The 23,398-nt window shown below is 35.3% G+C and carries 22 protein-coding genes, 1 rRNA gene and 2 pseudogenes; 10 read left to right on the top strand and 15 right to left on the bottom strand.

The window, feature by feature from the left end; all coding sequences use genetic code 11:
• The 3 genes from carB to GO684_RS03605 form a co-directional block, all read left to right on the top strand.
• Nucleotides 1–1,867: carbamoyl-phosphate synthase large subunit (gene carB / locus GO684_RS03610; RefSeq protein ID WP_175939005.1), on the top strand; the 1,867-nt coding region annotated here is incomplete at its 5' end.
• Nucleotides 1,868–2,066: 199 nt separating this feature from the next.
• Nucleotides 2,067–2,201: a hypothetical protein gene (locus tag GO684_RS05605; protein WP_255419657.1), complete on the top strand. Its 135-nt coding sequence runs from the start codon at nucleotides 2,067–2,069 to the stop codon at nucleotides 2,199–2,201.
• Nucleotides 2,202–2,213: 12 nt separating this feature from the next.
• The gene (locus GO684_RS03605; protein ID WP_175939003.1) at nucleotides 2,214–2,369 is read left to right on the top strand and encodes a hypothetical protein; all 156 of its coding nucleotides are present in this window, start codon (nucleotides 2,214–2,216) and stop codon (nucleotides 2,367–2,369) included.
• Between the two features lie 55 nt (nucleotides 2,370–2,424).
• Here the strand turns inward: GO684_RS03605 and GO684_RS03600 are convergent, their stop codons facing one another.
• Nucleotides 2,425–2,568 (bottom strand): hypothetical protein, encoded by a 144-nt coding sequence (locus GO684_RS03600; RefSeq protein WP_175939001.1) that lies wholly within the window; start codon nucleotides 2,566–2,568, stop codon nucleotides 2,425–2,427.
• An 86-nt stretch (nucleotides 2,569–2,654) separates the two neighbouring features.
• On the opposite strand from GO684_RS03600, the gene pyrF reads away from it, so the two are divergent.
• On the top strand, nucleotides 2,655–3,332 hold the full coding sequence (gene pyrF, locus GO684_RS03595; protein WP_175938999.1) for an orotidine-5'-phosphate decarboxylase: 678 nt from the start codon (nucleotides 2,655–2,657) through the stop codon (nucleotides 3,330–3,332).
• Between the two features lie 180 nt (nucleotides 3,333–3,512).
• On the opposite strand, the gene GO684_RS03590 is transcribed toward pyrF, so the two are convergent.
• A complete protein-coding gene (locus GO684_RS03590) occupies nucleotides 3,513–3,728 on the bottom strand; it encodes a hypothetical protein (protein WP_175938996.1) in 216 nt (71 codons plus the stop codon).
• Between the two features lie 50 nt (nucleotides 3,729–3,778).
• Between GO684_RS03590 and GO684_RS03585 the strand changes: the two genes are divergently transcribed.
• Nucleotides 3,779–4,777 (top strand): pyruvate dehydrogenase complex E1 component subunit beta, encoded by a 999-nt coding sequence (locus tag GO684_RS03585; protein WP_175938994.1) that lies wholly within the window; start codon nucleotides 3,779–3,781, stop codon nucleotides 4,775–4,777.
• A gap of 406 nt (nucleotides 4,778–5,183) precedes the next feature.
• On the opposite strand, the gene lepA is transcribed toward GO684_RS03585, so the two are convergent.
• The 9 genes and pseudogenes from lepA to GO684_RS03540 form a co-directional block, all read right to left on the bottom strand.
• Nucleotides 5,184–6,980, bottom strand: a complete 1,797-nt coding sequence (lepA, locus tag GO684_RS03580; RefSeq protein ID WP_175938992.1) for a translation elongation factor 4 — start codon at nucleotides 6,978–6,980, stop codon at nucleotides 5,184–5,186.
• Between the two features lie 29 nt (nucleotides 6,981–7,009).
• On the bottom strand, nucleotides 7,010–8,413 hold the full coding sequence (locus GO684_RS03575; protein ID WP_175938990.1) for a malonyl-CoA decarboxylase: 1,404 nt from the start codon (nucleotides 8,411–8,413) through the stop codon (nucleotides 7,010–7,012).
• Nucleotides 8,414–8,894: 481 nt separating this feature from the next.
• On the bottom strand, nucleotides 8,895–9,068 hold the full coding sequence (locus GO684_RS03570) for a hypothetical protein (protein WP_175938988.1): 174 nt from the start codon (nucleotides 9,066–9,068) through the stop codon (nucleotides 8,895–8,897).
• 640 nt (nucleotides 9,069–9,708) lie between these two features.
• The gene (locus GO684_RS03565) at nucleotides 9,709–10,458 is read right to left on the bottom strand and encodes an SDR family NAD(P)-dependent oxidoreductase (RefSeq protein WP_175939009.1); all 750 of its coding nucleotides are present in this window, start codon (nucleotides 10,456–10,458) and stop codon (nucleotides 9,709–9,711) included.
• A gap of 18 nt (nucleotides 10,459–10,476) precedes the next feature.
• Nucleotides 10,477–11,286, bottom strand: a pseudogene (locus GO684_RS03560) (YihY/virulence factor BrkB family protein); the annotation flags it as partial.
• Nucleotides 11,287–11,627: 341 nt separating this feature from the next.
• Nucleotides 11,628–12,893: a hypothetical protein gene (locus GO684_RS03555; RefSeq protein ID WP_175938986.1), complete on the bottom strand. Its 1,266-nt coding sequence runs from the start codon at nucleotides 12,891–12,893 to the stop codon at nucleotides 11,628–11,630.
• Between the two features lie 85 nt (nucleotides 12,894–12,978).
• Entirely contained in the window at nucleotides 12,979–13,344 is a 366-nt protein-coding gene (sdhD, locus tag GO684_RS03550; RefSeq protein WP_175938984.1) for a succinate dehydrogenase, hydrophobic membrane anchor protein, read from the bottom strand.
• Entirely contained in the window at nucleotides 13,341–13,718 is a 378-nt protein-coding gene (gene sdhC, locus GO684_RS03545; protein ID WP_175938981.1) for a succinate dehydrogenase, cytochrome b556 subunit, read from the bottom strand. Before sdhC ends, sdhD begins: the two co-directional genes overlap by 4 nt.
• 101 nt (nucleotides 13,719–13,819) lie before the next feature.
• A 16S ribosomal RNA gene (locus GO684_RS03540) occupies nucleotides 13,820–15,323 on the bottom strand.
• Nucleotides 15,324–15,545: 222 nt separating this feature from the next.
• Between GO684_RS03540 and GO684_RS03535 the strand changes: the two genes are divergently transcribed.
• A complete protein-coding gene (locus GO684_RS03535; RefSeq protein ID WP_175938979.1) occupies nucleotides 15,546–16,094 on the top strand; it encodes a hypothetical protein in 549 nt (182 codons plus the stop codon).
• A 452-nt stretch (nucleotides 16,095–16,546) separates the two neighbouring features.
• Here the strand turns inward: GO684_RS03535 and GO684_RS03530 are convergent, their stop codons facing one another.
• On the bottom strand, nucleotides 16,547–17,047 hold the full coding sequence (locus GO684_RS03530) for a Smr/MutS family protein (RefSeq protein ID WP_175939007.1): 501 nt from the start codon (nucleotides 17,045–17,047) through the stop codon (nucleotides 16,547–16,549).
• A 92-nt stretch (nucleotides 17,048–17,139) separates the two neighbouring features.
• Here GO684_RS03530 and rlmB point away from each other — a divergent pair, with 92 nt between their 5' ends.
• From rlmB to GO684_RS03515, 3 genes are all read left to right on the top strand, one after another.
• Nucleotides 17,140–17,916: a 23S rRNA (guanosine(2251)-2'-O)-methyltransferase RlmB gene (gene rlmB / locus GO684_RS03525; RefSeq protein WP_175938977.1), complete on the top strand. Its 777-nt coding sequence runs from the start codon at nucleotides 17,140–17,142 to the stop codon at nucleotides 17,914–17,916.
• 70 nt (nucleotides 17,917–17,986) lie between these two features.
• The gene (locus tag GO684_RS03520) at nucleotides 17,987–18,709 is read left to right on the top strand and encodes a Bax inhibitor-1/YccA family protein (protein ID WP_175938975.1); all 723 of its coding nucleotides are present in this window, start codon (nucleotides 17,987–17,989) and stop codon (nucleotides 18,707–18,709) included.
• On the top strand, nucleotides 18,710–19,255 hold the full coding sequence (locus tag GO684_RS03515) for a cytochrome c oxidase assembly protein (RefSeq protein ID WP_175938972.1): 546 nt from the start codon (nucleotides 18,710–18,712) through the stop codon (nucleotides 19,253–19,255).
• A 185-nt stretch (nucleotides 19,256–19,440) separates the two neighbouring features.
• Here GO684_RS03515 and GO684_RS03510 read toward each other — a convergent pair whose 3' ends face one another.
• Entirely contained in the window at nucleotides 19,441–19,641 is a 201-nt protein-coding gene (locus GO684_RS03510; protein ID WP_175938970.1) for a hypothetical protein, read from the bottom strand.
• A gap of 48 nt (nucleotides 19,642–19,689) precedes the next feature.
• Nucleotides 19,690–19,803, bottom strand: coding sequence for a helix-turn-helix domain-containing protein (locus GO684_RS03505; protein WP_175938968.1), 114 nt, complete (start codon nucleotides 19,801–19,803; stop codon nucleotides 19,690–19,692).
• A gap of 603 nt (nucleotides 19,804–20,406) precedes the next feature.
• Between GO684_RS03505 and GO684_RS06045 the strand changes: the two are divergent.
• A pseudogene (locus GO684_RS06045) lies at nucleotides 20,407–21,485 on the top strand (Na+/H+ antiporter NhaC family protein).
• 37 nt (nucleotides 21,486–21,522) lie between these two features.
• On the opposite strand, the gene argS reads toward GO684_RS06045, so the two are convergent.
• Nucleotides 21,523–23,220: an arginine--tRNA ligase gene (gene argS, locus GO684_RS03495; RefSeq protein ID WP_175938965.1), complete on the bottom strand. Its 1,698-nt coding sequence runs from the start codon at nucleotides 23,218–23,220 to the stop codon at nucleotides 21,523–21,525.
• Nucleotides 23,221–23,398 lie beyond the last annotated feature (178 nt).

The following is a 23,398-nucleotide window of genomic DNA, read 5'->3' as shown; positions in this document are numbered from 1 at the left end:
CATACAGCAAATCATCTTGGCTGAACAAAAAATTAAAGAAACTGGTTTGCCTGAAACCGCGCACGAAATATTAGAACTAAAAAAGATGGGATTTTCAGATGCAAGGTTGGCAAAGTTGAGCAATAAATCTATTCCAGCTTCGTGCGCTGCAGACCAAGTAGAGCAAATTGAAAAAATGAGAAAAAAATTTGGTATTAGTCCAGTTTATAAACGTGTAGACACATGTGCGGCCGAATTTGAATCAAGTGCTGTTTACATGTATGGTTGTTATGAGGGAGACGTTATAAATAGGGCCGAATGCGAAGCAAACGTTTCTGATCGAAAAAAGGTTGTAATTTTGGGTAGTGGACCAAACCGTATTGGTCAGGGTATTGAGTTTGACTACGCGTGTGTGCATGCAGTTTCCGCTGCTAGAGAAATGGGGTATGAAACAATAATGATTAATTGTAATCCCGAAACTGTTTCAACTGATTATGATACTGCTGACCGTTTGTATTTTGCTCCATTAACTATAGAGGATGTACTTGAAATACTAAGTAAAGAGCAAGAAAATGGTACACTAGTAGGTGCTATAGTTCAGATAGGTGGTCAAACACCTTTAAGGTTAGCAAAAATACTGAACAAAAGGGGTTTTAATATCCTTGGTACGTCTTTTAACTCTATAGATCTTGCTGAAGATCGTATGAGGTTTAGAAACCTTGCTTTACAGCTTAATTTAAAACAACCTGAGAATTCTATCTGTCATTCAGTAGAAGAAGCGTTGGCTAACGCAGAAAAAGTGGGTTTCCCATTAATAGTTAGGCCATCTTACATATTAGGTGGTCAATCCATGTCAATTAAGTACGATATTGAGAGCTTTAAGGAATATGTACTTGGTCAAACTAAAATTTTTAGACATGGGTCGCTGCTGCTTGATAAGTTCTTAGTTAATGCAGTTGAGGTCGACGTTGACGCTATATGTGATGGAAAAAAAGTTTTCATTGCTGCAGTTATGGAGCATATTGAAGAAGCAGGAATTCACTCTGGTGATTCAACTTGTTCAATACCGACGAACACATTAAATGATAAAATCGTAAAAGAGATTGAGTTACAGACTGAAAGAGTAGCCCTTGAATTGAAAGTGAGAGGTCTAATAAACATTCAATTTGCCATACAAGAAAATGATATATACATACTTGAAGTGAACCTAAGAGCTAGCCGTACAGTTCCTTTTATTTCCAAGGTAATTAATGTTCCTATCGCAAAGCTTGCTACTCAGGTTATTTTAGGCAAAAAATTAGACCAAGAAAAAAAATCTCTTAATCACTTTGCAGTTAAAGCTGCTGTTTTCCCATTTGCGCGTTTTTCAGGAATTGATACCCTGCTTGGTCCAGAAATGAAGTCAACAGGGGAAGTAATGGGAATTGACTCATCCTTTGAAGCAGCACTTGCAAAAGTGCACATGGCTGCAGGATATAAGCTGCCAACAAAAGGGACAGCTCTAATTTCAGTACAAGATGACGATAAAGAGTATATATTACCAGTTGCACAAATGTTGAAAGAGATGAATTTTAGAATATATGCTACCAAAGGTACAGCTTCATACCTGAACAATAATGGCATTGCTGCGAAAGCTGTAAATAAAATGAGAGAAGGCAGACCCCATACAGTTGACATGCTTAAAGACGGAAAAATAAATCTGGTGATCAATACCTCGAAAGGTATGAAATCAGTCTCAGACAGCAGAGATATTCGCAGAACTGTTATTTTGCAAAATATAGCTCACAGTACCACGGCTTCTGGAAGTAAAGCTTTAGTGCTTGCAATTCAATATGTAAAGAATAGCAAGCTGGAAGTAAAGTCATTGCAGGAAATACAAAACTTTTAGTACTAGAGCTAAAATAGTTTTGTATATATAGAATTTCAACATTCCTTGAGCAAAATCTGCCTTTACTTATGGCCAATAAAGAGAATGTTCCCAATAGACATGATTTACTTAGACTTTTTCTCTATGCTTAATTTTTGCACTGTGTATACCTTATGCTTCACAACATTTCTAGGTTTTTACCTATAAAAGCATCTAAAATTTGAAAGAAAAGAAAAATTGTTTACTTTCCTTCACAACGCCGCAGAAAAACTATAATACTACCAATCAAGAAATGAGAATAAGAATCCAGGAAAATTTGATTAGCAAGTCTACAGTACACCGGTTATTCTGTTAAGACCAATTTACAATGAACAAGATCAAAGTTAGACAGGAGGAGTTTAAAAAAAACTTATATATTACAGACTTTATTTTGCATAATAAGGTCTATTTTATATACAACAAAATCGTGATTCATCAAAAAAAAGCAACTCCTGTTCAGGATATTTATCAATGGTCTCATTAAGTTTTTCTTAAAACTCCTCCTGTCTAACTTTGATCTTGTTCATTGTAAATTGGTCTTAACAGAATAACCGGTGTACTGTAGACTTGCTAATCAAATTTTCCTGGATTCTTATTCTCATTTCTTGATTGGTATTACTACAATTGCACATCGCACTGGATACACAGAACCTAAATGAGCCTATCTGGACCTTATTGGTCAAGAATTTCCGCGGTCTTTCTGTGATGAAAGAAATTGCAAAATGCAATAGTTATTTTTATAGTCTACAAAAAGACGTAGAGGTATACAATGAACCCAGTAATATGTGCACTAGATACGCAAGATTTAAATGAGGCCATATTCTTGGCTAATGCTTTGCGCGATAAGGTTGCCATGATAAAGCTGGGGCTAGAATTTTTTGCCGCTCATGGTCCTTCTGGAGTAGGAGAAGTTGCAAAGCGCAATGTACCAATTTTTTTAGATCTGAAATTACACGATATTCCAAACACTGTAGCTAAAACAGTTGAAGCGATAAAAGTTCTGAACGTTGAAATACTAACATTACATATCAGTGGCGGAAAAAAAATGCTCGAAGAGGCCCTAAGTATAGTAAAGGACACAAAAATGAAACTGATTGGAGTAACAGTACTAACCAGTATGAGCAACGAGGATTTGAGCGAGCTTGGAGTAACAAGAGAGGTAAAATCACAGGTAATTCTATTTGCAAAGCTTGCAAAGAAGGTTGGGCTACATGGAATAGTCTGCTCTGCATTAGAAGCTCAAGAGGTGCGCCAAGAATGTGGTAAAGATTTTAAAATTATTACTCCAGGAATCCGTATAGATTTTGGTCATGATGACCAAAAAAGGACAGCAACACCAAAAGAAGCAATAAATTCAAGAGCTGATTATATCGTGATTGGTAGGCCCATCACAAAAAGTGATAGTCCTGCAAACAGTGCAGAACTAATATTAAAATCACTTAATTAGCCGAGACTGCAAAAAAAGCCAAAAGCTAGAAACTTATCTAGGCTGCTGAGGCTCTAGATTTCGTTAATTAGATAACGCCAAAGATATAAATCTGTAGTTATGGGTATAACTGTGTAATTTTCTTCTCCTGTCATCCAAGTAGTTTTGATTTCAACGCTCATTTAAATCTCGCTATTTTACTTACTTCAGTATAGTTTCTTTTCCATTATTACCTATCCGTTCCTTGTACAGTGGGAATTGATATAAATAGCTCTGCAGCGTTGCTTTTCGACCTACTAATAGTGGAATTAGTATTAATGTAGTTTCTGGATTATTTATTCTATCAATAATTACAACTTCTATTGCATACACAATTTTACAACCTGCCACATTTGTAGCAATATCTGCTTTACTCATCCCTGGTAACTTTGATATAGTTATTAGGCTAAGATCTATAAAGTTTATAAATGGCAACTTTAAGTGTAAGAGAAGCTTTATGTACAGCAATTAGAGAAGAAATGCAAAACAACCATGATGTATTTATCATGGGTGAAGAAGTTGCAGGGTATGATGGCGCTTATAAAGTAACAAAAGGGTTGCTGAAAGAGTTTGGAGAAAATAGGGTAGTTGATACACCCATTACTGAACATGGGTTTGCTGGTCTTGCTATTGGAGCAGCATTTGCTGGACTAAGACCAATAGTTGAATTTATGACTTTTAATTTTTCTATGCAGGCTATTGATCAAATTGTGAATTCTGCAGCAAAAACAAATTATATGTCAGGTGGACAACTTGGATGTCCCATAGTATTTCGTGGACCAAACGGTGCTGCAGCAAGAGTTGCTGCACAACATTCTCAATGTTTTGCATCTTGGTATTCGCACGTACCGGGGTTAAAAGTAATAGCACCTTATTTTGCCTCCGACTGCAGGGGCTTGCTCAAAGCTGCAATTCGTGATCCCGATCCAGTAATATTTCTAGAAAATGAGATCGCTTATGGACACGAGCATGAAGTTCCCGACTCTGAGTTGTCAAACAAAGATTATCTACTTGAGATAGGCAAAGCTGCTGTTATACGTGAAGGAAAGGATGTAACTATCACTGCTTTCTCATTGAAATTAACTGATGCTTTAAGTGCAGCAGATTTACTTTCTGGCGGAAGTATAGAAGCTGAAGTTATTGACTTAAGAACTTTAAGACCTCTTGACACCGAAACCGTTATTAATTCTATCAAGAAAACTAATAGATTAGTCAGCATAGAAGAAGGTTGGCCATTTGCAGGGATAGGAGCAGAGCTTTCAGCTGTTGTTATGGAGCAGGGATTTGACTACCTTGATGCTCCAGTTGTACGCGTAACTGGCAAGGACATTCCCCTTCCTTATGCTGCAAATCTAGAAAAAAAAGCATTACCGCAAGTGGAAGACATAGTTGAAGCTGTACATCAGGTTTGTTTTAGAAGAAAATAACCCTCCTAGCACAATCTACGACAAGAGAGGATTTCTCATTTTACTTTAACCTGTGTTCTAACACCATGTTAAAACCACCCGTGTCCAACTTTTGAATGTGTGCCAAACCACGATTCATTAAAGATGAACAACTCTTGTTCAGGATACTTACCAATAGTCTCAATTTTTGCTACGGATTGTTATACTGTGCTTTTTGCGCAATTATTGCTAAAAGAGAATTTAGCCCAGGATATTACTTTATACAGCATTTAGTTTTTCTTGCAACATATGCGTTATTTCACACTTCCTTCAGCATTTCTTTTGCTAATCTCATGACTTTTTCATCCAATAATAAAGCCAGCATAAAGATTAGGTAAATTCGCAGTTAAGCATTATATTTTGCCAGTTTTCCTAAATTTTCTACGCATCAATCATCTATCTTCAAAGCTTGAATAAAAGCATTATGTGGAATGTTTACGTCTCCTACAGAATGTAGTCTTTTCTTACCTTTCTTCTGCTTTTCTAAAAGCTTCATTCTTCGCGTTACATCTCCACCATAGAGTTTAGCTGTCACATCCTTTCTGTATGGGTTAATCGTTTCTCTTGCAATAATTTTACTGCCTACTACTGCTTGAATTGCAATTTTATATTGCTGACGTGATATTAAATCTTTCAAACGCGCACATATTTCACGTCCTCTTTTCTCAGCCTTACTTTTATGAACAATACAGGCCAATGCATCTATAGGTTCTCCATTAACTAAAAAGCTTAATTTATCTATTTGACTTTCCTGATAACTGGAAATTTCCCAATCTAAACTTGCGTATCCCTTAGAAATTGATTTCAACCTATCATAAAAATCAAAAACAACTTCAGATAGTGGCAACTTATACTTCAACAACGCTGTCGTCATGTTACCAACGTAAGATAAATCCTCCTGTTTTCCCCTCCTCTCCTTACATAGAGATAGAATTTCCCCTAAATATTGGTCAGGTACCATTATGGTTGCAGTAATCCACGGCTCTTCTACTATTTCAATCTTTATTAGATCCGGCATGTTACTTGGGTTATGAATATTCAGAACTTCACCACTTTGCGTTGTGACCTTATATATAACACTAGGTGCAGTTGCCGTTAAGTCTAAATCAAATTCTCTTTCAAGCCTTTCTTGGATAACCTCAAGATGCAGCATCCCCAAGAAACCGCAACGAAATCCATAGCCGAGCGCATTTGAAGCTTCAGCTTCAAAGGTGAAACTTGCATCATTCAAATGCAACTTCTCCAGCGCCTTTCTTAAATATTTAAAATCATCTGTTTTGTTAGGAAAAATACTACAAAATACCACAGGGTGTACTTCTTTAAAGCCTGGCAATGCTTCACTGCAAGGTTTTTTTTCTTCGGTAATAGTGTCTCCCACTTTGTAATCCGCCATTTCTTTCATCGAAGCAGTTATAAAACCAACTTCACCTGCTGATAATTCACTTGTTATTACTTTTTTAGGAGTAAAAATACCGATATTGTCTACTTGATATGTAGCATTGTTAGACATCATAACAATCTTCATACCTTTTTTTAGCACTCCATTTTTAACTCGGACTAAAATTACTATTCCCAAGTAAAGGTCATACCAACTATCAACTAAAATCGCTTGTAGTGGAGCATTCACATCACCCTGTGGAGCTGGAAGCTTTGTTACTATTGCTTCCAATACATCCCTTATTCCAAGTCCAGTTTTTGCCGATATTAAAATTGACTCACTAGCGTCAACACCAACTACCTCTTCAATCTGAAGCTTCACCTTTTCCGGATCTGCAGCAGGAAGATCAACTTTATTGAGCACAACTATTATCTCATGATTATTATCAATTGCCTTATGTACATTCGCAAGAGTTTGAGCTTTAACTCCCTGAGCACTATCTACTACTAAAAGCGAACCTTCACATGCAGCTAAGCTTCGACTTACTTCATACGAAAAGTCAACATGACCTGGGGTATCCATAAGGTTTAAACAATATCGATTACCATCATTTGCAACATAGTTTAGCCTTACCGTCTGTGCTTTGATCGTGATCCCACGTTCGCGCTCTATATCCATTGAATCAAGCACTTGATTAGTCATTTCTCTTCTCTTAAGACCGTTACATTCCTCTATTAAACGGTCAGCAAGCGTTGATTTACCGTGATCTATATGTGCTATTATTGCAAAATTCCTTATATTGTTCATTGATGGCTATTATTTACTAATAAATTTATTTACTCCTTTAACATAGAAGACACTTTTTTTGAGTGGGAAACTACTTTATTAATCATATAACTCTCATGATTGTTATCTATTTTAGATAATTCATATAAATAGTTCACCATTATCCCAGCTGACTGGACTATACCCTTTTCAGAAGTATCCGCCATCCAGTTTAGTTGTTTTATCGATGCACCATTGCTTAAATGAAAATGCGCCACTGGATCATAAGCATTACCATTACTGTTTTTAACCTTTAGCAAATAATGTGCACAAAACTTCAGCAAACATTGTTTAATTCCACTTTCACATTCAACGTTAGTTTTCAATTGACCTATCCTTTCTAAAATTTCTGCACTAGATTGTTTTATATTCAGTTTGCATAACAAAGTAATATCCTGAGTTAAATTCTCTTTTAGCCATTTTACAAAGCCAGGTATTGGAGAAAGAGTTGCGTATACCTTTATGCTTTTAAATTCCTGCGATAGTTTTTCCACAACCCTCTTGATCAAAAAATTACCAAGACTGATTCCAGATAACCCTGCTTGGGTGTTTGATATTGAATAGAATATGGCAGCGTTTGCATTACTTGGATCATTTGAAGGTATCGACTCATCTAAGAGGTGTTGAATGCTATCTGCTACTTCATTCATCAATGCAACCTCTACAAAAATTAAAGGTTCATTTGGTATTTTATAATGAAAAAAAGCAAAACAGAGACGATCAGAATCCAGCCTGTTTTTTAAATCACCCCACGAAGAAATTTTATGCACAGCTTCATATTTTATAAGTTTTTCCAACAACGATGCAGGTGAATCCCAAGTTATTTGACGAAGATCTAATAGATCAACATCAACCCAAGTACAGAGTATATTTTTTAATTCATTCTCTAGCAGATTTAGACTTCTATACTGGCTCTTTAGCTTAAGCACATCAGAACGCATATCAACAATGAACTTAAGGCCTTCTGGTAAAGAGATAAACTGCTTCAATATTTTAGAACGTGGTGATTCAAGAATTTTTATTAAGTCCTGTTCAAATTTATAGCTCAATTCGGAATCTCGATCTTTCTTATATTCTTTTATTTTTTCATCTATTTCCGCTTTGTTCGGATTAAATTTTTCTGCTAGGGTTTGTAAAAACTTTATTCTACCTTTCTCTGATAAACTTAAGTACAGATTGCCAAGAGATACAGTGTTCTTACGTGCCGAGACCTCCCCACCCTTTGGGTTTAAGCACTCGTTCATCTTCAAAACCAAACTATCGATATCTCGACTATTGCTTAAATCTGGGCCAATATTACCAATCCACGATCTTACAGCATCCGCCACTCCACCAAATATTTTAGAAAAACCTTTTGCTGCTTTCTTATCTTCAATCTTCACTACATCAATTTTAACTAATGATTCTTTTATCATGGATCCCTTTTACCGTATATCCATATTAAACCAAAGAAAAACCTTAGTCCACATAACAGGCACTTTTATCAAATGATTAGTAATTTTAATAATATAATTAACCATAGAGTGTTAACAGAGGAAAATATTATAATAAAAGTAAAAAAAGTCCAATAGTTACATCAAGGGCTCAAGCTGAAAAGTTTAACTTCAGCAAACTAATACCAGTTCTTATTGCTAATGGGTCAATAAGTGAAATTGTAGAGTGTTTAATTGCGGAGTGAAAAAGATAGGTCGTAAATTTTACATAAAGTGCTCTGTATTTTTAGGTACCTTTAAATTTTTTGACTTATGCTAACTAGCACAATCCATGACAAGAGAGGTTTCTCATGTTCTTAAATATTGCAACATTCATTCAAGAAATATATTTATACAATCAGTATTGATACTCGGTGCAAATAAGTCAGAACTCTGTAGAAATAAAAGTTTTGTTTACCTAATTTTACTTTAACCTATGCTCTAACGCCTCTTTAAAATCACCAGTGTTCAACTTTTGAATGTATGCCAAACCGCAATCAAAGACGAATAACTCTTGTTCAAGATACTTACCAATTAGTCTCATTAAGTCTTTTTTAAACTCTTCCTGCCCACTTTTATCTTGTTCTTGAAAAATCATTATGCCATTAGTAAAGAAAAGCAGCTATAATCAGGTAATACTATAAAAAAAGGCCTACTTGATGTTATTATTGAGTATTTTTCAAGCTTTATTGAGAAGTTCATCGGTAATAAAAACAACAAAAACCTAAAAATAAACAGAGCACTTATTTACTTACTTCAGTATGGCTTCCATTTTCTACTACTCCTTTTACAGTGTGAATTGGCATGAGTACATAAATTAAGCAATATAGTTGAAATATCGTTAAATCTATGATCAGCAACTTTCATTGGTTTCCAGGCTAAAAAAACTCTGTAACACAAACAGAAGAACCCTCTTAAAGTACTCAACAGGTATTGTTTTTAAGAGGCTTGCCACCTAAAATTGAAAACATTTTCTTCTATAAATTTACCAATTCTATAACCTCACCTAACAGCCCCACCTATTTTCCTAGCTCTTCTCCCGACAATTTTGATATCATTTTTTGCAATGTTAATACAGCTGCACATCACGCACTGCGATGACGGAAGAAGGAAGCACTGGAGAATGACACCGTCTGCTACGTAAATTACTACAAATCTTAATGCTCATAAACGTACCTTAGGCCTAATGATTGCAGGTAATTTACAAGCTTCATTTTAAAGCACAACGTTCATGTAATTTATTCAAGGGATTTACTTAGTGGCAAGACTTGCCCTGATATGCTACAATCTTCAGAAGCTAGCTCCACAAACTTGTCCGTTAGTTTATCAGGTAATATTAATTCAGATATATCTTTTCCAGGAAACGCTTGCTTATACATTTCACTATCAACAGGCCCTTCTGAATACACAGCATTCACACACAATTTTGTATGTTTTGTCTCAGATGCATATATCTTTACCATAATTTCCAGTGCAGCTTTACTTGCAGCATAAGGCATCCAATATGGATAAGAAGAAGGAGAAAGTGTCACTTCTGAGGTCATGAATACTACTCTTCCAGAACTGGACTTTTTTAGTACTGGATCTAAGTTTTTTAGCAAGTACCAATTAGCAGTAAAATTTGTATTCATTACATTCTGTAGTTCCTCAAGCTCGCAGTCATGAACAGGATTCAATTTACCTAAAATTCCAGTACATGCAACTAATATATCAAGTGCCCCAGACTCTGATAATTTTAGGCTTTCTATCATATTTGTTAGTATCTTTACGTTTTCAAAGTCCAAAAGATCAAGTTGAATTAGCTTAACAGAACCTACTTTAAATTCCTCAAGTTTTTCAATTTCATCATATAGCGGCTTAAGATTATCAATAGACCTCGAAATCAAAATTACATATGCACCTTCCCTTACAAACCTTTTTGCAACAGCAGATCCCATTCCACCTGAAGCTCCGGCAATTAAAGCTATTTTGCCTTCTAACTTACCCATTTCTTTTTCCTTAGCAAGAGACCCATTAAAACATTTTAGCTGAAAATTAAACTTTGCTCCATATATAAAAATTAAACTCACTATATAAAAAAATAGTAACGACACTACCACGCCACCCAAGCTTCCGTATATTAAATCTAGTTGATCAAAGGAAGTTCTTAAGTATTGCTTGAAAGCTGAAGCAGAAACTATCCAAAGCATAACAGCTATACAAGATCCAGGAAATACATCTGATATATTTTGTCTTATGTTGGGCAGCATGAAGTACAGCCAAGAAACCACTATGAAAAGTACGAATTCAATGAGAAGATATTTAGTATAACTTAGTCCATGGTAAGAAAAATCAATTAGCATTGGCACTAATGTAGAAAACACTATAGTTAGAGTTATGATAAACGTAACCATCAAGAATTGTAATATGCTTAATATTCTTCTTAATATATAAGGAGGCGAAACCGGAACTTTATAGGCCTTATTCAATATCGTTCTTAATCCTTCAATTGTCGATGAAGCAGTCCAAATAGCACCCACAATTGCTAAAGTTAATAAACTTTGTGGCGGACCTGATATTATCTCCCTAATGCGCGGCATTAAAGATACCAAAATGTCTTGCGGCATGCTATCAATTATAAATGTCCAGCCAATGTTATATTGGTCCAAGAAACTTGCAAATGTTGACGACAAAGCTATTAAGACGATAAGAAATGGAAATATCGACAACAAGATTAAAAATGATAAGTATCCTGCATATTCCATCCCGTCATTATAAATTGTGTCAATCAAAGCACGATAAAGACAATAAACAACACTATAAAATCTCTGCAGCAACTTATTCACTTTATTACAAATAAACCAAGTAAAATATTCTAAATAAAATAAAATATATTTTTAAGCAAAAAACCCTCTAGTAATACTGAGAATTGTTGTACATTGTCATTTTTTCGCCATCCATGCTCTCCTTTTTAAATAACACAAAACTCATTTACTTATTTAGGTAACATAGGATAATGTAAGAAGTCCTATAATATATGCAATTGAATGGAGCCATAGCAACCAGATTAAGCCTCTAGCCTAAATACCACAGGGCGTAACTTAAAGATAAAATGTATGCAAGCCCTTATTGCAGGATAGCTAAGATAGAGAGCAAATTAACTTAAAGTAATAGCAAATCAATTACGGATTTGTGAAACGCTTTTGTCCTGCTCTCGTTCCTCGTTCAACTTATTAACACAACTATTTTTTCCTCGCTTAAAAGTTCCTGGTTGCGTTGTATTTTGCTCTAAGTTTTTTTCTTGTTCCCCAGAATCAGCTATACTTTCATCACTTTTGCTCAATTCACCTTCCAACTCTTCCTCAATAATAGACCTCTTAGCATCAAGTTCTCTCCATGTACCTACAATCTCACATTTAGGGTAGTCTTTTTTCTCTAGCTCTGATCTTTTTCCATCTTTAATGACCAAATAATCGTCCTTTGCTTCCCGACAACATTTTTTTAATTGGTATTTCCACGTGGTCCAGTAAGCATCACCATACTTTTTTTTATTTGCTACAAATATACAAATCGGCAACTTTAGCAAGGTAGCCAACATATTTACCGAATTCTTTACCGCTACTGCGGGGGTAAATAAAAAAAAATAACCAAAAAATTTTGCGATTAGATTTTGTTTGCCTATTAAATACTCTCCCAATTCTATAGGAATATAGGTCAGCAATTTAGCACAAATCTTAGCTAAGCTTGCAGCAAAAACAACAGGAACAGATATAAGGCTCTTATCTAGCTCTAAGTTATTACTTTGATCTCTAATTTCAAAAAAACTAGTGTTTAGCCTCTTATAATCACTAGTATATAATAATTCTCCATTTCTCCCTTTTTCATCAACAACTTCTTTGACTCTATTACTTTTCTTATCCCTAACTTTCTTAGTAAGCACAGAAGAATTGGTGAATTCAAATGAACATGTAGACTTTCTAGTTTTTTGAGCCTCAAAAACTGGCAAATTTCTTTCAAGATCCATTTTTGAAAACCCAAATGGTTCATAAAACCTACGATAATCATCATTAGCACGCTTATCTCCACTAATTTTGCCCTTATCAACTAAAAATCTAATAGTAAAATAAGACTTGTCACCAATTTCCGCAATTTTAGTTAACTCAAAAACTGGCCACCCATCTTTGTTTTCATTGCCATATAAAAGCCTATAGGTTAGATTTTTATTCTTATCTAGTACAGGATTTCCACGCATATCCCTATTTTCTATGACTTTACCAGATTCTACAATTCGATCATAGTTTTTTGGATACCGGAATTTTCGTCCATTCTTATATACCATTACCTTTCTAAGGTCTTTGATATAAACTTGAGATTCAGATGGAGTAAACAGATCCTTTGTTTTCAGTATAAAATCTGTTCCTATTTTCTTTAATGCCCCTAACATATCGTCAAACCAAGACTACTATAAGCACTATAGTTTAATAATAAAATCAGTACGTTAATAATATATTAATATAGAGCCAGCAATTTTACAAGAAAATATGCTTATAAAAGAAAAAAACTGTAAAGGCAAGAACTACACAAGTAATGCTCGATAAGTACTTTATGCATGTAATTATAAAAATTCTTAGAGGTATGCTGTGTATATAATCTTCACACACTACCTGCATTCCAAGAACCGCGTGCCAAAAAACATAAAACAGTAATACAACAAAAAATAGAAGCTCTAGGGGGTGATTAATAGCCTGAAATAATTTTTCATTAAAAGACAAAGAGCCATTAGCATAAAATGCATAAGAAAATGAATAGATAAACCAAGGAAGCAAAAATATTAAAACTACTGCAGAAATACGCTGAACCCACCAATGATATACTGCATTTCCAGATTGATTCATATAAATACAAATAAAAAAGCTATAGTAGAAAGGAGTAGCACTATCGTTAGTAGCATAGCACTTTTTGAAACACCAGTAACCCCCAAGTTAAATCCAGCATCCCATAATAAATGACGAATACCATTAAGAAAATGGTATGAAAAACTTATAAAGCATAGAACATAAGCTAGTTTAGCAATAGAAGTAGATAATAACACGTCTAAGTACTCTACCATAAGTAGCCCAGGAAAATAAACGTGTAATATAAAATACCAAGAAAGCACCACTAATAAAAGGAATAGCAAGATACCAGTTAATCTGTGTACAATAGAGAAGAAAACAGTAACTTGTACTTTATATATCTGTAAATGCGGAGAAAGGGGCCTATCACTCATAAAATTCCATTATCAGGAAATTAAAAACAAAGTAGAAGTAAAGACAGCAGTATAGTGCATAATAGCACCACTATTAAAAGTGGTGAACCATGCACAAAGCCCAAGGAGGTAATCCAGCTGCAGATTCCCCTACTGCTACCTTGTTACGACTTCACCCCAGTCACTGATCCCACTTTAAATAACTCCCTCCTTACGGTTAGGTCATTAGCTTCGAGTGAAACCAATTCCCATGGCGTGACGGGCAGTGTGTACAAGACCCGAGAACGTATTCACCGTGGCATGCTGATCCACGATTACTAGCGATTCCAACTTCATGCACTCGAGTTGCAGAGTACAATCCGAACTGAGATGGCTTTTAAGGGATTGGCTTGGCCTCGCGACTTTGCAGCCCATTGTAGCCACCATTGTAGCACGTGTGTAGCCCACTCCATAAGGGCCATGATGACTTGACATCATCCCCACCTTCCTCCAGTTTATCACTAGCAGTTTCCTTAAAGTCCCCAGCATTACCTGATGGTAACTAAGGATGAGGGTTACGCTCGTTGCGGGACTTAACCCAACATCTCACGACACGAGCTGACGACAGCCATGCAACACCTGTGTGAAACCCGGCCTAACCGACCCCATTCCTTCGAATAGGTATAATTTCCATGTCAAGGAGTGGTAAGGTTTTTCGCGTTGCATCGAATTAAACCACATGCTCCACCGCTTGTGCGGGTCCCCGTCAATTCCTTTGAGTTTTAATCTTGCGACCGTAGTCCCCAGGCGGAATGTTTAATGCGTTAGCTGTAATACAGAAAGCAAACCTCCCATATTTAACATTCATCGTTTACAGCGTGGACTACCAGGGTATCTAATCCTGTTTGCTCCCCACGCCTTCGCGCCTCAGCGTCAGATTTGAACCAGATAGACGCCTTCGCCACTGGTGTTCCTCCTAATATTTACGAATATCACCTCTACACTAGGAATTCCTCTATCCTCTTTCAACCTCCAGATTAGCAGTTTTAAAAGCAATTCCAAAGTTGAGCTTTGGGATTTCACTTTTAACTTACTAACCAGCCTACGCGCCCTTTACGCCCAATAATTCCGAATAACGCTAGCCCTCTCCGTATTACCGCGGCTGCTGGCACGGAGTTAGCCAGGACTTCTTCTGTGAGTACCGTCATTATCTTCCTCACTGAAAGAGCTTTACAACCCAAAGGCCTTCTTCACTCATGCGGCATGGCTGGATCAGGCTTTCGCCCATTGTCCAATATTCCCCACTGCTGCCTCCCGTAGGAGTCTGGACTGTATCTCAGTTCCAGTGTGGCTGACCATCCTCTCAGATCAGCTATAGATCATTGCCTTGGTAGGCTATTACCCCACCAACTAGCTAATCTAATATAGGCTCATCTAATAGCAATAAATCTTTCCCCCGTAGGGCGTATACGGTATTAGTTGCCGTTTCCAACAATTATTCCGTACTACCAGGTAGATTCCTATACATTACTCACCCATCTGCTACTTAGTTATACTATAGCAAGCTATAATATAACCCCGTTCAACTTGCATGTGTTAGGCCTGCCGCCAGCGTTCATTCTGAGCCAGGATCAAACTCTCAAATTTAGACTTTAACCTAATAATAAGGTTAAGGGTACATCGGATAAACCCGATAAAAAAATAATTTAGCCTTATACTGCTGTCTTTATTTCTACTTTAGAAATATTTTAACTTCCAACTATTCAAACAACTTCGAAAACATTATTACGCAACGTAATAACTATGTCAATATGTTTTTGCAAATTAAAAAGCATTAAGATATAAGTACATATCTATTGAGATACTACTATGAAAAAATACATCTTTCTATTTGCATTGGTGCCAACATTAGTAGGCATTATTATATTATATTTATTACACAATATTGATAACACAAAACAATCTATAGTCGCAGGCAATCAATTTTATGAAGTATTATTCTCTAAAAAAGAGAATAAGCTACTAGAAGAAACAGATTCAAACTGGAAGCATTTAGCAAACTTTGAAGGTGCATTTCATCACATCTCAAATTTAACACTAACAGACGCAGTATCTATTTATAGTAGTATGGCAGATAATAAAGACGTTCCTAATGTTTTACGCGAGCTAGCTCAATATTTAGAGGTAATGAATTTGCTTCACCTAAATGGTGAAAAAATAAATGAAGATAAAATTAACAATCTAGAATCAAGTAAAGTATATCCCTATTCAAGCCAAGAAGCCATTGCTATAGTAAAGATACATAATAACGACATTAAAGGTGCAATCAGAATATTACTTTTACTATTAAACGATAGAAAATGTCCCACTCTAATAAAGGATAGAGCACAAGAATTACTCCGGATATATGGGAATTAAAACTCGTTAGACTTTTTGTATAATCATATAGTTTTTAGCAGCGCATTTGGGCATTTATGTACTGATAGAAACGAATTATTTACCTTCGTAATTTGTACAGGTTAATGACAAAATTTAGGTATTTGGTATCTTACGCTTAATTTCCTACACTATATGCACCGTAGTCTTTACAAAACTTCTGTGGATTTTTACCCATATGAGCCAGAACGTGCTTATAAAGTGTTTAAGATAGCAAAGAGAGAATTTGAATATAGCCCCTTTGGGTCTCTTTTGCCTTATTTTTTGCTTAGTAAATTTCTTAAGTACTTATAGTGAAAGCAACCTAAGAGTAGCAGCATTACAAAAAAAAGCTAATTTAAAAATAAAACTACCTACCCTTTCTCTAGGCTATGCAAGAAGTCTATCCAAATTAAGGCTCAAAAGAAAATTTAAGCACCGGCTAGCAATACAATTCAGAGTACAAAATTTTTATTCCTTCTCAATAAAACATAAAAAGCCCCTTTACTACCATGTTTTTCTGTAGCTCTTTGAGAGTATAAAATCATATGCCGAACTTTAGTGTCACTCAACCACCTATTCAAATTACTTTTTATAGTATCCTCTTTGCCTGTTGCATTACTTTGCCCCGTAATTACCAATAAACACCTACTTCCTGCTTGATAATTTTTAATAATAAAATCTATCAACTTACAGTAAGCACCCTCTATATTATAACCATGAAGGTCTAGTCTATCGCTTATAAAATATTTACCCTTATCAACTTTTGATTTTGTATTATAGTCAAGGCAAAATGATAAGCTAATATTGTTAGTACTAAGAAACTTTTCTTGTAAGTCAAAAGTACCTTTATTGACCATAGATTTTACATCCACCTTATGATCAACTTTCAAAGCAACCCTTCCACATTTTATTGGTCTAACATTTTTTTTCCAATCTAAACCATCGTCTGACATAAACGCATTAATTAAATTATACAATTTTACAACAATATCTAAACATAGTAAAATGTTGCTCATTTTATAAAAACTCAACCTTCAACAATACGATGAAATCGTCAAAACTTAACGAGAATTTTTGGTTATATGGGAAACACACCTGCATGTCAGCACTAAAGAACAAAAATAGGCTGTGTATAGAACTATTAGTAACAGAAAATTTCTATAGAGAACATAAAAAAGAAATTAGGCAATGTGCAGATAGTAAAGGCATTAAAGTTCAGCTAGTGGAGAACAAAATACTTAATGAAGTTCTATCTAAAAGTGCTAATCACCAGGGAATTGCTTTAAAAGTTGCTCCTATCTTCCATAGCTTAAGCATCGAGGAAATAGCTGAAAGCTCGAGCGACAGTTCTACTATAGTCATTTTAGATCAAGTTACTGATACGCATAACATTGGATCAATTTTAAGAACATCAGCTTGTTTTAATGTCAACGCATTGGTTTTACCATATAATCACTCACCAAGTGAAAATGCTTCTATCGCAAAAGTAGCGAGCGGAACATTAGACATTGTCCCGCTAATATACGTCACAAATATAGTAAAAACTATGGAGTATTTAAAAAAAGTAGGTTACTGGTGCTATGGATTTGACAGCAATGCTAAAGAGAACATAGATAAAATAAAGAGCTTTGGAAAAAGAATAGTAATCATTTTTGGTTCTGAAGAGAAAGGAATACGAAGGCTAGTTAAAGAGAATTGTGATCATCTTTTAAAAATCCCAATGTCAAACGTAACTAATAGCTTAAACGTTTCAAATGCAGCAGCAATAGGATTGTACTCCATCTATACTAAAACACTGCATATTAGTTATAATAAAAAGTGATTTTATACTTGATAAAAGTGCAGTTTCGTATTACAATGTATATATTAGGGGATAAAAGGAGTATATTATTATGTCTTATACGAAAAATGAGCAGGACATCCGCTCTCAAGGCGTTTACTATAGCGCTGGGCTTAGAAGTTACCTAACTAAAGTATATAATTATATGGCTTTAGCCTTGGGTGTGACAGGGCTTGTTGCATTTCTAACGGTATTTTTTGGTCTTTTTCAGGTAATTTATTCTAATCCAGTTCTGTCAATTGTGACAATGCTATCTCCAATTGCACTGGTATTTTACATGTCTTATAGGCTTCACTACCTAAGTGCTCAGTCCACAGTCACTGTATTTTTCCTGTTTTCAGTTCTAATGGGGGTTTCTCTATCTTATATTTTTATAGTTTATACTGCAGAAAATATAGCAAGAGCATTCTTTATCACATCAATCATGTTTGGTTCTATGGCTTTATACGGCAACAGTACAAAAAAAGATTTGACTAGTATGGGCTCCTTTTTGATTATGGGAACCTGGGGGTTAATCATTGCATCTATAGTTAATTTATTCCTTGGAAGCAGTCCTCTCTACTTTGCAATATCATTCATATCAGTAATAGTCTTTACCTTTATGGCCGCATACGATGCTCAGAGAATCAAAGATATTTATTATAGATATAATGATGGCTCAGAAGTTACAATTACTAAGCTAGCTATACTTGGTGCAACTAATCTCTATTTTGACTTTATCAATATATTTCTCAATTTACTCAAGTTACTCAACTTGTTCAACAATAGAGATTAGATGTTCTCCTCTGCAAGGAGAAGTAGCAAGAGCTCTATAGTTTTCTTTCTAGTATCTTTAGTAATATTGATGCTGTGTCTTGCATACGCATCGGTACCACTGTATAATATCTTCTGTAAGGCTACTGGATACGGTGGTACAACAAGAAAGGCAACCGGTGCGGTAACCAACATAACTAGCCAAAAAATTAGGGTTTATTTTAATGCTAACATAATGTCAGATTTACCATGGAAATTCAATTCAGAAACTAACTACGTTGACATAAATATAGGAGAACAAAGCTTAGCTTTTTATTACGCAGAAAATTTATCTGATCAGCCTTCGTTTGGAATGGCAGTGTATAATGTCATACCTTTCAAAGCAGGTAAGTACTTCAATAAAGTTGCGTGCTTTTGTTTTGAAGAGCAAATGTTGCTACCCAAACAAAAAGCAGCTATGCCAGTATCTTTCTATATAGATCCTGATATAATGCTTGATGATAGCACAAAAGATTTAAGTGAAATAACACTATCATATACATTTTTTAAGCTCAAAAGAGTGGGGTAATAATTTGCACAAAGCGCTCTCAAGCTACGCAAAATGTTCTGTTTTATACATGATCACAGTCTCTCATAGGATTAAGCTCGAATAAGTATGGTAATGGGTATATAATTTTAGTATTTCTAAGTACCTTAAATTTTTTGACTTATATCAACTAGTGCAATCCATGGTAAGAAAGGCTTTTCGTGTTCTCAGATATTGAGACATTTATTCAAGAATATATTCATACAATCAGTGTCGACATCTGATGCAAATAAGCTAGAACTTTCTCTATTTCCAGGATTAACTGTATCGAAGTAAAAATCTTGTCCACCTAATTTTACTTTAACCCGTGTCCTAATGCCCTTTTCAAGACACCTGTATCCAACTTTCGAATGCGTGCCAGACCGCAATCCATTAAAGATGGATAACTTTTGTTCTGGATATTACCAATAGTCTCATTAAGTTTTTTTAAACTCTTCCTGTTTACCTTTATCTTGTTTATTGTGAATTGGTCTTGACATAGTACACGAAAACTTCATTCTAGTTTTTATACGACGTTGAGTGGGAAACAATTTTTTTCCTCTTTCAAATTTTAGATGCTTTATTCATGTAGTTCGTGCTGTTCTTGAAATGCAACATATTTTTGCTACCGCGGTTATACTGCACTTTCTTACCGCAATTACGGCATTTAGTTTTTTTGCAACATTATGCGTCATTTTACACTTCCTTCAGCATCTCTTTTACTAATTTCATGACTTTTCCACCCAATAATTTTGATTTCAACGCTGTCTAAACCTTGCTATTCTACTTACTTCAGTATGGCTTCTATTATCTATCCGTTCCTTTCTTACCATGGATTGTACTAGTTGATATAAGTCAAAAAATTTAAGGTACTTAGAAATACTAAAATTATATACCCATTACCATACTTATTCGAGCTTAATCCTATGAGAAACTTTGATCGTGTATAAAACAGAACATTTTGCGTAGCTTGAGAGTGCTTTGTGCAAATTATTCCCAATTCTTTCCCACTCTGCAATTAAACAACTCTGTGATGTCGCCTATTGACTCACCAACACACCAACAATGAAAGTTAGCATTAGTACTTGCTTAAAACCACTTAACTAGTTATAGTTTCTAAGTTTTCAGCACAGTAAAATGAAGGCTTTTTTCCTCTGGTTATTTTTTTAATCTTCTATCTTAGAAGCAGCATTTATTTTTCCTTTATTGGAACTAGCAATCCACTTCATCAAGTTTCACCAGTAACCTGCTCATTACTAGCACTTTTTTTTGCTGTATCGCGTAGTATAAATAAGATTCAGCACAACGTCGAGACTGTGAGGGTATAGGTAATAAAAACACTCTTACTATGTGTTTAATTTTTCTGTTTTCCTGGGCATTTTCGCAGCTACTTAATCAATTGGTATAGCTGTTAACTTAGCAAAAATGGAGCTTTTGATCTTGAAATAGGAACTACAACTTGGTAGATGGTGCTGTATTTGGCAATAACCTTTCATGGATATCTGATGCTACTATTGCATCCATTTCTCCACAAGAAGCTTCAGCAAATAGCAGTTACCTCCCCTCACATAGTACAAAAGTTGTTCCTACATCCAGTTTAGATTATTTATCAATAGCAGAAGTTATCCCTTATGTTTCCCTAATAATCATAGGCTTGTTTGAAGTGAGCACTCTAGGCGACAATAACTGTAAACATAATTATTGCTGATACGCTGGAATAATTTTTTCTGACTATACTATAATTCAATATTCTAACAACATATACGGTGGTTTTAAAAAAGTGAACGAAATAACAATATTTACCCTATTTATTAGTGAGGCTAAGTCACACAATGTACAAACAAGGTCAAAAAGCGTTACATAAATTCACCGATAAAAGCAATATCACAAAAACTCAGCTGAATTTACTGTAGCAGGTATTGCATCTATACTCACTGCTTTAGTTGCTAATAATACCATGGCTATTTTACTAAGTGGTAACATTGCAAAAAGACTTGCATAGAAGCACAATATTGCACCATACTGTAGCGCATACTTACTGGATATTTTGCTTGTATTACAAAAGATATCTTGCCTTATGGTTCCCAACTACTAGCTAGCAGGGGGCATAGCCTCCGTGTCACCTATTTCTTTATTAACCCAGGTGTATTACTGCTTTATTCTAGCAGTAGCTGTAATAGGTAAAATAATAATCAACAGCAGGAAAGAGAGACGTTACACAATTGTAGCTTAATACACAGGTGTGCTGGAGTTTCTTTTTATATTTTTATTCACTTCATCTCTTCCAAAGGCTCTATATTAAAGATGGAAAGTCCAGAAGCGATGACGTGTGCTAAGGCCCGCACGAGAAACATTCTCGCAGCAGTAAGGTTTAGGTCATCTTCTAGTATGAACCGCATATTTAAATCACTCTTGCCATAACCCCATAAAGCGTGAAATGCTTCTGCAACTTCAAGCAAATAGAAAGTGATTCTGTGCGGTTCATAAAGCCTTGCCGCAGTTTCTACTACATCTGGCCATTTTGCTAAGGTTTTTATGAGGAAGAGCTCTTCATTGGTTTTTAAGAGTGAAGGATTTGCTTTTGGGAGCTCTTTTGGAGCGTTACACATCAATGAATGAGCACGAGCGTGTGCATATTGCACATAAAAAATAGGATTATCTTTTGACTGCTTTTTTACTTTAGTAAAATCAAAGTCAAGAACCATGTCGTTCTTGCGTGTTAGCATTATAAAACGAGTAATATCCCTACCAACTTCTTCTACCACATCCCTTGCTGTCAGGAAGTTTCCTGATCTTTTGGACATTTTAACAGGTTTTCCATTCTCAAAAAAATTCACAATATTATGCAGTTTTACCTCTATTTTTGCTTGATTATTACTCAGCGCAGGGATAACCGCTTTTAACCTTTTTGTGTAGCCACCGTGATCACTACCAAGTGCTACTATCATATTGTTAAAACCACGTGATATCTTATCAAAATGGTAAGCAATATCTGAAGCAAAATAAGTCCAACTGCCGTCTCCTTTTTTCAGCGCACGATCAACGTCATCACCAAACTCTGTAGAGCGAAATAACATCTCTTTTCTAGAAGTCCAGTTTTCACTCTCTTTACCTTTTGGTTTTTCCAAGTATCCTTCATATACTAAGCCCCTATCAGACAACAGCTTTATGCTCTTTTCGACCTTACCACTCTTTTGTAGCTCATACTCTGAAGTAAAGACATCATGCCTTACTCCAAGTAAGTTCATGTCTTCTTTTATCAATTCCAAGATAGAGCTTAAAGTATATTCTCTAATTATTTGATTATCTTGCTTTTCTAGAAGCTCTTTGCCATATTTTTCGGCCAGCCCCTTCCCTATTCGCTTTAAATATTTACCAGGGTATAAGCCTTTTTCAATGCTAATTTTCTCTCCTAGAGCTTCTTTATATCGCAAATACACCGATTGAACTAGCGTATCTATCTGTGCTCCAGCATCATTAATGTAGTACTCCTTAGTAACCTTATAACCAACTTTTTTCAGCAAATTTGTTAGAACATCACCAAACACTGCACCTCTTGCATGACCAATATGTAGTGGGCCAGTTGGATTTGCAGACACAAATTCAACATTAATAGCCTGGTCATTTCCAATGTTGAGAGTGCCAAATTCCGTTTTTAACTCATTTATCTGCTCTAAAATCCCATGCCATACTTCTACCTTCAAGTGTATATTAATAAAACCAGGGCCAGCTACTTCTACTCTTGCAATCTCATCAAACAGTGCAAATTCCCTGGCTAAAACCTCTGCAATCTCCACAGGCTTCTTCTTTTCATACTTTGCAAGCACCATAGCAACATTTGTGTAAATATCACCATATGCTCTATTGCTTGGAGGCCCCACAATAAAACTTACCGTACTTGACGTTCCTTGCTTTAACTCACTTAATTTACTCAAAATTAAGGAGGAAATTCGTTTGAAAATATTCATCGACTGGAAGAATCACGAAAACTTCCAACAATATAGCAAATAAACAAGGCTAGTGAAAGGGTTGCGTTGTATATATCAAATTATTGGATGAAAAAGTTGTGAAATCAGCGAAAGAGATGCTGAAGGAAATGTAAAATGACGCATAATGTTGCAAAAAAACTAAATGCTGCAATTGCAG

Origin of the sequence: Wolbachia endosymbiont of Litomosoides brasiliensis (assembly GCF_013366805.1) — a bacterium.
Lineage (GTDB): Bacteria > Pseudomonadota > Alphaproteobacteria > Rickettsiales > Anaplasmataceae > Wolbachia.
Note: the sequence above shows the minus strand (reverse complement) of the source record. Positions and strands in the feature narration are given on the sequence as shown.